The sequence below is a fragment of the Rhodococcus sp. NPDC080181 genome (assembly GCF_040702225.1).
GTDB classification, from domain to species: domain Bacteria; phylum Actinomycetota; class Actinomycetes; order Mycobacteriales; family Mycobacteriaceae; genus Rhodococcoides; species Rhodococcoides fascians.
In genome coordinates, this window is record NZ_JBFBKN010000022.1 from 22,972 (window position 1) to 35,052 (window position 12,081).

At 63.8% G+C, this 12,081-nt stretch carries 12 protein-coding genes; 7 read left to right on the forward strand and 5 right to left on the reverse strand.

What is annotated here, in order from left to right:
- Nucleotides 1–89 precede the first annotated feature (89 nt).
- Together AB0O58_RS21305 and AB0O58_RS21310 are read right to left on the reverse strand one after the other, a co-directional pair.
- Nucleotides 90–509, reverse strand: a complete 420-nt coding sequence (locus AB0O58_RS21305; RefSeq protein ID WP_230593569.1) for a hypothetical protein — start codon at nt 507–509, stop codon at nt 90–92.
- A gap of 46 nt (nt 510–555) precedes the next feature.
- Nucleotides 556–756: a hypothetical protein gene (locus tag AB0O58_RS21310; RefSeq protein ID WP_141215005.1), complete on the reverse strand. Its 201-nt coding sequence runs from the start codon at nt 754–756 to the stop codon at nt 556–558.
- A 305-nt stretch (nt 757–1,061) separates the two neighbouring features.
- On the opposite strand from AB0O58_RS21310, the gene lnt reads away from it, so the two are divergent.
- Complete coding sequence (gene lnt / locus AB0O58_RS21315; protein WP_259468177.1) at nt 1,062–2,597, forward strand: apolipoprotein N-acyltransferase; 1,536 nt, start codon at nt 1,062–1,064, stop codon at nt 2,595–2,597.
- 187 nt (nt 2,598–2,784) lie between these two features.
- Nucleotides 2,785–3,546: a M23 family metallopeptidase gene (locus AB0O58_RS21320; protein ID WP_366238758.1), complete on the forward strand. Its 762-nt coding sequence runs from the start codon at nt 2,785–2,787 to the stop codon at nt 3,544–3,546.
- Between the two features lie 201 nt (nt 3,547–3,747).
- Here AB0O58_RS21320 and AB0O58_RS21325 read toward each other — a convergent pair whose 3' ends face one another.
- Complete coding sequence (locus tag AB0O58_RS21325) at nt 3,748–4,935, reverse strand: M23 family metallopeptidase (RefSeq protein WP_230593571.1); 1,188 nt, start codon at nt 4,933–4,935, stop codon at nt 3,748–3,750.
- Between the two features lie 496 nt (nt 4,936–5,431).
- On the opposite strand from AB0O58_RS21325, the gene AB0O58_RS21330 reads away from it, so the two are divergent.
- The 4 genes from AB0O58_RS21330 (at nt 5,432) to AB0O58_RS21345 (ending at nt 9,053) form a co-directional block, all read left to right on the forward strand.
- Nucleotides 5,432–6,019 (forward strand): TlpA disulfide reductase family protein, encoded by a 588-nt coding sequence (locus tag AB0O58_RS21330; RefSeq protein WP_080733473.1) that lies wholly within the window; start codon nt 5,432–5,434, stop codon nt 6,017–6,019.
- 91 nt (nt 6,020–6,110) lie between these two features.
- Nucleotides 6,111–7,616, forward strand: coding sequence for a multicopper oxidase family protein (locus AB0O58_RS21335; RefSeq protein ID WP_052061723.1), 1,506 nt, complete (start codon nt 6,111–6,113; stop codon nt 7,614–7,616).
- 121 nt (nt 7,617–7,737) lie between these two features.
- Entirely contained in the window at nt 7,738–8,094 is a 357-nt protein-coding gene (locus AB0O58_RS21340) for a BlaI/MecI/CopY family transcriptional regulator (RefSeq protein WP_032375711.1), read from the forward strand.
- Nucleotides 8,091–9,053, forward strand: a complete 963-nt coding sequence (locus tag AB0O58_RS21345) for a M56 family metallopeptidase (RefSeq protein WP_032375712.1) — start codon at nt 8,091–8,093, stop codon at nt 9,051–9,053. The genes AB0O58_RS21340 and AB0O58_RS21345 overlap by 4 nt, the downstream gene beginning before the upstream one ends.
- A gap of 673 nt (nt 9,054–9,726) precedes the next feature.
- Here the strand turns inward: AB0O58_RS21345 and AB0O58_RS21350 are convergent.
- Together AB0O58_RS21350 and AB0O58_RS21355 are read right to left on the reverse strand one after the other, a co-directional pair.
- A complete protein-coding gene (locus tag AB0O58_RS21350; RefSeq protein WP_230593572.1) occupies nt 9,727–10,224 on the reverse strand; it encodes a rhodanese-like domain-containing protein in 498 nt (165 codons plus the stop codon).
- Nucleotides 10,221–11,516 (reverse strand): prolipoprotein diacylglyceryl transferase family protein, encoded by a 1,296-nt coding sequence (locus AB0O58_RS21355; RefSeq protein WP_230593573.1) that lies wholly within the window; start codon nt 11,514–11,516, stop codon nt 10,221–10,223. The genes AB0O58_RS21350 and AB0O58_RS21355 overlap by 4 nt, the downstream gene beginning before the upstream one ends.
- A 296-nt stretch (nt 11,517–11,812) precedes the next feature.
- On the opposite strand from AB0O58_RS21355, the gene AB0O58_RS21360 reads away from it, so the two are divergent.
- Nucleotides 11,813–12,064, forward strand: a complete 252-nt coding sequence (locus tag AB0O58_RS21360; RefSeq protein ID WP_032401334.1) for a hypothetical protein — start codon at nt 11,813–11,815, stop codon at nt 12,062–12,064.
- Nucleotides 12,065–12,081 lie beyond the last annotated feature (17 nt).

The following is a 12,081-nucleotide window of genomic DNA, read 5'->3' on the forward strand; positions in this document are numbered from 1 at the left end:
TGATCTGCGAGGAGCGCAGTAAGTGAGTGATGGGCAGCACGAACTGGGCCATGAGAGGAGAAGTCCTCGGATGGCCCGCGGGCTGCTGATCAGCACCTGTTGATACAGAGTTCGTTCAAGACGGTTCGGCCGTGCCGGATCGGAATGGGTAGATCCGGTGGGGCTCGCGAAATGCGCGGGGCAGACATCGCCACCAACACCACAGCGAAGGCCATCGCTGCGACCGCGGCGATGGTCGATGGGCGGGGCGGGTTGTCGGATCGGGGCATTGCGATGACGGTGTTCGTATCGTGCGCCATGTGGGGCGATCCGTCGTCGATGTGCGCGTGGTTGGGGGAGAGTTCCGCGGCGGCCTGAGACGAGGACGAAACGATGTGTACGCCGTCGCTGTGATGGTCCTGTTCCCAGGCGATGCCGCATTGAGCGATGGTGTGAGCCAACAAATACAGGACAGCGGCGACTGCGATAACCGTCCGCAGGCGCGGCGGGCCCAGCGCAGAGATTCTCACAACGCCTCGACGGTAGCAGCCGGAAACTGGGTTGGCCCAAACCCATTCAGGGTGCCCCTGATGTGCCGCCGCCGAATCGGGCGGTCACACCGCCCGCCCGCAGGCACCACATGTTTCTGGTCACGTCGAACACGGCCAGGACGATCGGGGCGGTGATCATGATGGCCGCCAGAGCAGATGCACCCGCATATGTCGGCGTGCTGCGGCGCGGTAGAAGCCAGTCTCCATCCCGGGGTCCAGCACGCATCTTGTGCGAGCCGAGGGTGGTCCGTGCACCGGTCGATGCCCGGCCACGAAGGGCACCGCGAAGGACAAAGGGCACAGCGAAGGTGCGCGGTCGATATCCCGGGGTATGCATCGACGTCGCAGAGGCGCGGTGTCGGCGGGGGAGCCGGTCCGGGCTCACCGCTGTTACTACTATCGTGCATAGTAGTAACCGAGGGTGGTCAGGTGGCGCTATGCCGTACATGAGAAAAGAGCCATGCAGGCATGCTCGATATCGAGTCCAGCGCAACAACAGTGAACCGTCACCGACGAACCCGACGTCGCCGTGTGTTCACCGCGATAGCAGGCAGGTCATCGTGTGCGGTATCTGCTGGTGTGCTGTTGTACGCGGGCTTTCCACCTCGGTCGCTGTGGTTCCTCGCGCCGTTGGGTGTCGGGGTTCTTGTTCTCGTCATCCGCGGCCGTTCCATCCGGGCGGCATTCTTCTATGGGTATCTGTCGGGGCTTGCGTTCTTTCTGCCTCTGCTGCCCTGGGTGGGTGTCTACGTCGGTGCCCCGCCGTGGCTGGCGCTCGCGGCGATCCAAGCGATAGCAGTGGCACTGTTCTGCGCTGCAGCGGCCGCAGTGTCCGGGTTGCGCTTCGAAGCGCTGTGGATCGCCGCGATCTGGACCGCCACCGAAGGTCTGCGCGCACGGATTCCGTTCGGGGGATTTCCGTGGGGGAAACTAGCTTTCGCCCAAGCAGACGGCCCTCTGCTCTCGCTTGCCGCGTTCGCCGGTGCGCCCGGTGTATCTTTTGCAGTCGCAGTGATCGGCGCGGCACTGGCCAGTGTGGTCCGCCAGGTACGCTCGCCGACGTCGCGATTCGCAGTCGGGTCGGTGGCCACTGTGGTGATCGTGCCGGCTCTGGCTTTCGCGCTCACTCCCGCTGACGATGCAGGCGCAGCGCGTGCGACGGTCGCCGTTGTTCAAGGCAACGTTCCGCGGTCGGGTCTGGACTTCAACTCGCAACGTCGAGCAGTTCTCGACAATCACATCGAGCGAACAATGCAGCTCGGGGACGACATCACCGCCGGCAGGGTGCCCGCTCCCGACCTGGTGATCTGGCCGGAGAATGCATCCGATATCGACCCACTGCGCAACGCCGACGCCACTGCCGGGATCGACGCTGCAGCGCGGTCGGTCGGGGTGCCGATTCTGGTCGGAGCTGTGCTCGGTAACGACGACGGCACCTCGATGAATACCTCGATCGTGTGGGATCCGGTACTCGGACCGGGGGAGCGACACGACAAACGCAAACTTGTTCCTTTCGGAGAGTATCTCCCGATGCGATCTGTGATGACGAGGTTGTCCTCCTACGCCTCGCAGGCCGGTAACTTCGTTCCCGGGTCGGGCGACGGTGTCGTCGATATCGCCGGAATTCCGACGGCCGTCGCCACGTGTTACGAGGTCGCGTTCGATGACCTGGTCACTGAGTCCGTGCGTGCGGGGGCGCAGCTGATCACGGTCCCCACCAACAATGCGACGTTCGGGCGCACCGATATGACCTACCAGCAGTTGGCGATGTCGCGGCTGCGGGCGGTCGAGCACAACAGGACTGTTCTCGTTGCGGCGACCAGTGGGGTCAGTGCCGTCATCGACCCACAGGGGAAGGTCGCAGATCGTTCGGGCTTGTTCGCTGCGCAGACGTTGGTCGCTGATGTTGCCCTGGAAACGAGATCGACGTGGGCGACAAAGCTGGGACCGCTTCCGGAGTACGCCGCGGTCGTTCTTGCTGTCGTGGGGTGTGCTCTCGCATGGAGAAGGCAGCGTTCGCCGGCCGATGGTCTCCGACCGTCGACGTCCGGTGCTACCGCGCTGTGAGGCACGAAACCACTGCGGGGGACATCGAACTACTAACCATGATAGTAATTACCCCACTCGTCGTGTATCTTTTCGTTATCGCGTCGTGATCCGTTCGATACATCAGTGAGGTGCGCACGTCGATGATTACGCCTCGCTCCATTCGATTACCGAGGACTCTGCTGTGGCACAACACCGTATGACCCGCATGACCGACCGACGTCGACAGTTGTCGGACTGTGACGTGCAGGGAGTGGCGGTGACGCCGAGAGGGCGGCATCGCGCTCGGGCGCGCGCCACCGAGCGCCGCGGCAGTGTCGCTGTCGGTATTGCGGTGGCAGCGGGCGCTCTGGTCACGGCGGGTGCCCAATATGCGAGTCCCGCACAGGCGCAGGCAGTCCCCGTGCACGAAGCGACACCGATGCAGGACCCGGTGGCCGAATACTTGCCTCAGATCCTCGCCATACCGGAGATCTCCAATATCAACGATGCGATCGAGCGGTTGGCGAAGGGGCAACGAAGGGCAGAGGAGAGCGCTGCGCGTGATGCAGCGGCGCTGCGACCACTGTTCGTTCGTCCGGTCGCCGGGACCCTGACCTCGGATTTCGGTCCACGATGGGGGACTACGCACACCGGGCTCGACATCGCCAACGCTATCGGAACTCCCGTCTACGCGGCAGCCGACGCTACCGTGCTCGACTCCGGTCCTGCAGACGGTTTCGGCCTCTGGGTACGTCTTCAGCATGACGATGGAACGACAACGGTCTACGGGCACATCGATCAAACCTTGGTGACCGTGGGGCAACGAGTGCAAGCCGGTGAGCAGATCGCCACTGTCGGCAATCGTGGCCAATCGACCGGGCCTCACCTGCATTTCGAGGTCGTCGACGCGGCGGGGAGCAAGGTCGATCCTCAGGAGTGGCTCGCCTCTCGGGGTGTCGCGCTGTCCGACGCGGCTGTTCGGTCGTAGGCCCCCGTTTCACCTCTCGGGCTCGCAGTAGGTACGGCGAACTTACCGGAATGCGGGCGATCGTACTGCGCGCCCGCTGAACATGTCGAGGCACCGAGGGTTCAGGTCTGATGGTGAAAACGAGACCGCAGAGACGCATCCGAAGTCAGTGCAACAGTGCGGAATTCGTTCCCATCGGCGGGCCGTGCGGTCGAGGCTCGACTACGAGTCACGGTCCGAACCGGTGATGGTGGCTCCGCGTTCCGCGAGCCAAAGTCTGGGGTCGACCTTGTTGCCGGCGGGTGTGTCGACCTCGAAGTGCAGATGTGGACCGGTGGAGATACCCCGGTTTCCTACCGTCGCAATTTCTTCACCAGCAGTGACGCGTTGACCTACGGTCACGAGGTTGTCGTTGTTGTGCCCGTAGGTCGTTACGGTGCCGTCATCGTGGCGTATGCGCACCCAGAGTCCGAAGCCCTGGGCCGGTCCTGCGCTGATCACGTCGCCGTCCGCAACGGCGACGATCGGTGTACCGGTGGAGTTGGCGATGTCGATTCCTTGATGGGCGCGGCCGTCGCCGAAGGTCGAGGTCAACGTTCCTGTTGTCGGCGCACGATACTTTCCGTTGCTCGACCCTGTTGTGCCGGTAGGGGATTGCGGGGCGGCCGACGGATGATCGCCCGCCTCGGGTGTCGTGGTTTCGGGTGTCGTTGTTTCAGATGACGTGCCGGGTGCCGACGTTTCAGGCACAGTGGCGTCGGGTTCGAGCGCGGGCAGTTCGGGCGTCGACGGGTCGGCGGCCGACTCGGGGTCCTGAGTGTCCTGAGTGTCCTGAGTGTCCTGGGTGCCTTGGGCGGTCGGTTGTTCGGTCGAGGGCTCGGCGTTCGACCTGCCGGGTGGGACCGCCGCATGTCCGCGCGACGAGGTGTGCGGGGTGGCCGGATCGTGGGGAGTCTCGGCGGCCGCGAGTGTGGATGCAAGTGTGGCGACGTCCATCGACGACACCAGTCGGGGGAGAACTGTGGGGTCGATGTCGTCGATCGGCGCGAGACAGGGGATCAGTCGCGAAAGGGCTCCCGTTGGTCCGTCAGCTGTATCGGTGGCTCCGATCGTGCCCACGAGGCAGGAGACGATGCGGCTCTGTGGGCCGGCCAGGTCGTCGAGAGCGCCGTTGGCGCGAATCTCGCGTAGTGCGCCGACGACGAGATCGAGGACCTCCTGTTGGACGTGCGGGTCCGATTGGGCCTGCGCGGGGAAGGCAGGCGGCGGCGCAGCCGGATCGGCGTCCGGGGCTGCAGACGCCGTGGGTGCCAGCGCGAGGATGCCTCCCACGAACGCGGTACCGACGAGGATGCGAGTACCCCACCGAGTTCGGTGCGCCATGTACGAGGACGAGGGCAGAGGTCTCATGTCGGTGGTCCTCCTGGACGGCAACTGCATACCTGGCAGTAATTCAGGTCGCCTTCGAGTCAAGGCGACACGCCGCATCACTATTACACCCTTTCCGCACAAGCACCATCAGTCACAGTGAATTACATCGGTAACATTCGCACCCTGCGACCCATTTCGATCGTCGGGTTGTTTCTCGGGAGCCGAAGTTCATGTACGTAATATCTTCTGCGCCAGAAGGACTCGGCGTCGCTGGACGGCCTTCATCGTGCGCCTCGATGGGGACGGTCGTCTTCGGCGAACGGCCGGAGAGCTGTGTGCTGGCACTGTGAGGCCCGAGGGTGAAGGGGCCGCGAAAGCGTTGACGGCGTGCAGGATCCACGTTGCTACTATCGAAGATAGTAGATCGTGTAGTATGACGCTGACAGACCGGAAGACATCGTCGAGGTGAACGAGACAGAGGTGCAGGGTGCAGCGGGTGACGACACGCTGGTCCCTACTTGCGATCATCGTCATCGTGACAGTTGTTGGAGCGCTGGCATTGTGGTCTCGAGATCCCTCGACCCAGTCGGTGGGGTCCGCAGGATCGGCACCTCACGTCGAGGACGAGGATCTCCCGTCGGCAGTGATCGCTACCCGTGCTGCCCTCGAGCCGTGCCCGACCTCGTCGCCGGTTCCGTCCCCCGTAACTGGCGAGCTCGTCGGTACGTCCGCACGATGCTTGGGAACGTCGGACTTATCCGATCTGGGGACCTCCCTGGCTGGGCAACCCACATTGCTCAATGTCTGGGCGTCGTGGTGCGGTCCGTGTAGACAGGAGATTCCGGTTCTGGCCCAGTACGCCGCAGAACCGGATGCGGTTCGGGTCGTCGGTCTCAACGTCCAAGACGATGCCGATGCGGCATTGAGCCTGCTCACCGAGCTGGGAGTGCACTATCCCTCGTTCGATCAGGCCGACGCGGCGTTGCAGACACTTGACGCGCCCCCTGTCCTGCCCCTGAGTTTCTTGGTCCAGAGCGATGGAACGATCGAGCGCATCACCTCGACGCCGGTGTTCTACGACCCGAGTCAGGTGCGGGAGGCGGTAACAGCGCTTGTGCGCTGATCTCAGCACGAGCACGAGCACGAGCACCAGCACCAGCAACGCGGCGAGGATCGAACGCCCGCCGGCGGACGGACTTCTACAGAATTGGGAGATGTGTATGACCAGGCAGCGGGCAGGTGCGTTCTCGCTCACGCGCCGCAACTTTCTCGCGCTGAGCGCGGCCGGAACGAGTGCCGTCGTGTTGGCGGCATGCGGCAATGGCTCGTCCGCAGCGACAGTTGTCGGACCGGACTCCGATGTGGTGGGACAGGCCGAGGACGCGCGGCGCTCGGCCGTCGGCAGACAAGTCGATATTTCCTTGAGAGCTCAGTCGAGCACGATCGACCTCGGCGGAGTGCAGGTACAGACCTGGACTTTCGGCGACAGACTCCCCGGTGCCGAGATTCGCCTGAGCCGAGGTGATGTGTTGCGCGCACAGCTCGACAACCGCCTCGAGCAGGAGACGACGATCCATTGGCACGGAATCGCCTTGCGCAACGACATGGACGGAGTGCCGGGCCTGACTCAGCCGGCTGTGGCTTCCGGTGACTCGTTCGGCTACGACTTCACCGTGCCCGACGCGGGCACGTACTTCTTTCACCCTCACGTCGGTACCCAACTCGACAGAGGACTGTATGCACCGCTGATCGTCGAGGACCCCGCCGACGGCTCGGACTACGACCTCGAAGCCGTCCTGGTCCTGGACGACTGGCTCGACGGGGTAGCCGGCGACCCCGATCGAGAACTCGAACGGCTGCGCAGCGAGGGCATGTCGATGGGCGGCATGTCGATGAGCGCGCCCACCGCCCAGTCGCCTCTCGGTGGCGACACCGGCGACGTGAGCTACCCGTACTACCTGATCAACGGCAAGATCGCCGCCGACCCCATCGTGCTCGGCGGACGGCCGGGCCAGCGGCTGCGCCTGCGCATCATCAACGCAGCTGCCGACACGGCCTTCCGTTTCGCAGTGGGGGGGCATCCTCTCACTGTTACTCACAGCGACGGATTTCCGGTTCAGCCCGAGCAGGCGCAATGCTTGTTGATAGGGATGGGAGAGCGTTACGACGCAATCATCACCTTGCAGGACGGGGCGTTTCCGATTGTCGCCGCCGCGGAAGGTAAGGACGGGAGCGGGTTCGCTGTGTTGCGTACCGGGCCAGGCGCCGCGCCGCAGTCCTCAGTCCGGCCTGCCGAACTCTCTGCAGCCCCGGTGATGGCTGATCGACTGAGGTCGCTCGATACGGTCCGCTTGTCCGCACGCGAGCCGGATCGCACGTACGACATCGCTCTCGGGATGGAGATGGGCGGGTACACCTGGACGCTCAACGGTGAGACGTACGAGCAGCACACCCCCCTCGACGTTCGCGAAGGCGAAAGAGTACGACTTCGCTTCGTCAACGCCACCACGATGTTTCATCCCATGCATCTGCACGGACACACCTTCGAGGTTGTCAACGGTGCCGGATCAGGCCCCCGGAAGGACACCTCGCTGGTCTTGCCGAACCAAACTGTCGAAGTCGACTTCGACACCGACAATCCCGGCCAGTGGCTTCTGCACTGCCACAACCTCTATCACGGGGAAGCGGGAATGATGACATCGGTGTCCTACCTGGCGTGAGCCTACGGCCGCATTCGTATTCGAGGCATGCAAACCTCTCGGACCAGGGTGCTCGCTACCGAAGGATCACGTAGCTGGCTCGTTCGACGGGATAGAGTGAACACGCGCCTAGGAGGCACTCATGCAGGGTTTGGGAGAGCTCGAAGCTCTGGTGATGGACGTGGTGTGGAATACCAGCGCCGCAGTCCGGGTTCGTGATGTCATCGATCAACTCGAGGACGGTCGAGAACCGGCGTACACCACGATTCAGACGGTGCTCGACAATTTGCACCGTAAAGGCTGGGTACACCGACAACGCAACGGACGGGCATATTGGTACGAAGCCACCCGAAGCAGGGAAGAAGCCGCCTCCGACGCCTTGCGAATACTTCTCGAATCGACCGGCGACCCGACGAGCGTGCTGCTGCACTTCGCCCGCGGCGCTTCCGATGACGAATCGAAGGTGCTCACCCGCGGTCTGAAAGAGCGTCAGAGGTGACTGCCGTACTCCTGTGGGCCCTCGGTGGGCTGTTGGTTGCGGCTGCCGCGCCATTGCTGATGAGGTCGATGATCGACAGAGGTATCGATGCGCACGTCACGCTCTTGACGTGGTCGGCGCTCGTTGTGGGCACCTTGGTCAGCATTGCGGTACCGGTCGTGCTCAGTGCGATCCCCAGTCATGGGGGCGTGACGACCCTGGTCGACATCGCACACCAATGCTGGCTCGCCCTTCAGGGCGACATACCTGCCCGCGTCGAGGCCATCGTCGGGGTTGTCGGGATTGCGATGTTGGGCTGCGGCGCAGTCCGCTGGATCGTCCACCTGAGGCGCGCAGTGTGTGAGCGACGGCGAGTGTACGAGCGGCACATCGATCTGCTGCGCATCATCGCTGGAGGCGTCGGGTTTTCCGGTTCGAATCAACCCGCGTCGACCTTGTGGCTTCCGTTGGACAGTCCTCTCGCGTACAGCGTCGCGGGACGACCGGCGATGGTCGTGGCCAGCGAGGGGCTGCGTACGCAGTTGACGCCTGCTGAAGTCGAGGCGGTCCTCGCACACGAACGTGCACACATCGATGGCCGGCATCATCTGCTCGTAGGCATTGCCGAGTCGGTGGCCTATGCGTTTCCGTGGCTACCGATCATGCGAGCGTCACCTTCGCTCGTGCGCGCTCTGGTCGAACTCGACGCGGACGCCCGCGCAGCCCGCTCGCACGGACGAGACCCCGTGCGGCGCGCTCTGACTTCGCTGCGCCCGCACCCTGTTCCTCTGCCCGCCCTCGGTATGGTTTCCGATGCCACCGTTGTGCGGCTCGATCGTCTCGCCGTGGACCGAGTGATCCCGCATGCTCCCCTCCGGTGGGCGCGGGCGTTCGTAGCGTGCACCGCCGTTGCCCTGCCTGCGTTACCAGTAGTGGCCCTGCTGGGGGCCATGACGTTGGCATCCTGCGCGGTGGGATGAAATGCCCCGCGCGGCACTACAGATCACGGGAGCGAGTCCGCAATACTCGCCCCTCGGCTTTCGGGTGCGGGAAGCGATCATCATGAGACCGACGAGCGCGAGGACCATCGCCATCGGATAGCCGACCGCGAGATCCTGCCATCCGGCGCTCGGAAGAAACCGAAGCTGCCCGAGATGAATTACGACGTGGGTCGCACCGATCACGACACCCGCCATCAGGACCACCCAACCCGACCTTGACGGCGGCGCTCACGCTTGTACGCCTCGGTGTAGAGCGCCCGCGTCCTCCGACGACCGGCCGTCTCGTTCTTCGCCTGACATCGCGCGCTGCCAGCACGTCCATACGTTGTCGATCGTGAGCGAGTCGGCCGACGGAGCCGAACCACCGCCGAGGAGAAGGCAACCTGGGGCGAGGGCACGCCTGCGCTGGTAGCACTGAGCGGGACAGCATGCGCGAGAGGTTCTGATTCGGCGGTACGGGGAGGGGGCCCGTTCGACTCCGTTGCGCCCGGTGGCAAACCGATATCGACTACTTCCCGGCAGCAGCGGGAACCATCGGCGAATTGTCCGGTCCCGACCTGGTGAACCCCGAACAAGACGATCTCGGCATCCGATTTCATCGGACACGTTCTGGTGATCAACCTCCGGGGTCGGCACTGCGGAAGGTGATTGATCATTCTTCGATGGTTCGTCCGGTGTGTCGCCACGCGAGCATGCCGCCTTGTAGTTCGACGACATCGGTATAGCCGAGAGCGGCCAGGTCTTTCGCCGCGGTGGCGCTCATTGTCCCGGTACGGCAGTAGATCGCCAGCGGTGTGGTCCGGTCGGGCGGCAACGTCGCGGCCTGTTGTCGGATCTGGTCGAAGGGAAGACTCGAATCGGTTCCAGGGAGCTGGCCCTCGTTGGGGGTATGGACGTTGATCGTGACTCGGCCGGGATCGGCAATCGCGGCGGCGAAGTCAGCGGGATCGAGCAGTTCTGCCCGCGTAGCGACGGGCATCGACGCACTGGGCTCAGTGGCCTCGCCGCCGGTACATCCAGCGAGTGCAAGGACGAGGACAGTCAGTATCGATGCCGGACTACGGAGCGTCGATCGGGACACCGAATGCGGTGCCATCGCATCGAGGTGATCACCGAAAGGCACACGCATAAAAATACGTTCGGTGATCACGAGAGCACCTGCGACGCTGCGAGGACGCCGATGAGGACCGCGCAGCAGATGAGCGAGACAGTGAGTCGGCCTCGACGAGTGTGCGCGTCCACTCGAAACAGAAACAGGCCTTGCCGGACCAATGTGTATGCGGCAATACTCCCCAGGAAGACCAGCCCTCCGACGGGAAGGTCGACCTGAAGTACCGCGGCGAGCGCAACTCCCGCGATCAACAGGGCTGCAGCGGCCTCGTAGAGCTGAACCGGAATCCTCCTCGTCGCCAGGGTGCGATCGGACGAAAACAGGCCCCACCGAGATCGAGTCGGACGCCCCGAACAGCAGCCCGCCAAGAAGCATCCCGGACGACCGATCGCCATGCCGAGAAACAATCCCGGGGTGGTTGCATCCAGGACTGCGCCGACGTCCATACCCCCGAGTGCTCCGCCGATGACCAAGGTGCCGAGCGAAACGAGGAGGAAGCCTTGTATGCACGCTCCTGCGCGGATGAAAGTAGATATCGGTCGACGGTGCAAGATCAAGTACCAAACCTTGGCACCGATATATCCCAGAATGCAACTCAGAGCTGAAATTGCAACAGCAGCAGCAACATTGGCATCCATGCGTGAGAGCAGGAATCCCTGAACAATCAATGCAACCACCGCTCCCGCGGCTACCAACGCCGGCCAACTCCACACCCGCACAGCGGGACCGTATGTCAGTAGCGCAGTGCGCGCGGTGAGCACAGAGTTCTGCTGCCGTTCGCTACTGTCTGCGCCCCCGTCGATGCGTCGCGCACTCACCTCCCACTCCCCGCTGGCAATGCCCTGAATACGGGTGGTCGCGGCGAACCGGCCTCCAGCGGCAGGACGTGATTTCACGACCAGAGTCCGATCGAAACCGACCTTCTCGGTCGATGCATGGCCCTCGACTTCCACCCGCGATCCAGTGAAGCGAATCGCCACGTCGTGGCTGGGCTCGGCATCGGCCCCGCCGACACCCCAGTACGTCACCGCAAGCCCCAGCGGCTCGACCTGGGAAATCTCATCGGTACAACTGGTGGCTGGTGAGCGCTTGGGTGCGTAACTCTGCGGTGCGGGCGCAACAGCTTCAGGCGTGCGGGCACGTGGGCGCTCCGGCGGCGCTGCAGTATCGATCGTCGGATCTGCGGCCTGGGCCGACGCTCGCGGTGGGGTAGTGGAGGCCGGCGCGAAAGCCCGGGCGACAGTGGGATGGAGTGCACCGCTGCCGGGCGAGTGGCCCCTGCTTCGAAGATAATCGGCGGCGGCGACGCTGACCGCAGAATGTGGGGCCACCGCTGAGAGGGGATGCCTTGGCTGGGGCTCAGTACGTATGGCACCGGGGTGGGGAGCCGGTGGGCCGCCCCCGGATCGTGTCGCCGTGGTTCGTCGTTTGTGCGCTTTCGATCGCGACTTGCTGGATTTCTTTCCCACAGGTTGCCTCCATCATCGCCTGTCCGGGCGACGGCGTCTCGACAGCAGTCAACTACTATGCTCGATAGTAGCTGAACTACTAAGCGTTATAGTAGGAGCTGCGGGATGACCACACTCCGCAGGTCAGCAGGTGGCTGGTGCGAGAGTGAGGAGCAGCAATGATGAATATGGGCACCATGAGTGGCGGATGGACGATGATGGCAGGAATGGCCGCGTTCTGGCTGGTCGTGATCGCTCTGTTGATCTGGGGTGCGGTTCGGCTGATGTCCGCTCGCCCGCAATCGGGGGAGGACGCGCAGGAAATCCTCGATCGTAGATTCGCGGCCGGGGAGATAGATCGAGATTTCTATCGCGCAGCGGTCGCAGAATTGGCGACCGCTGCGCTGCGCAAGCGTGCCGACACTCGGTAAAGAGCAACTGCGGTGTG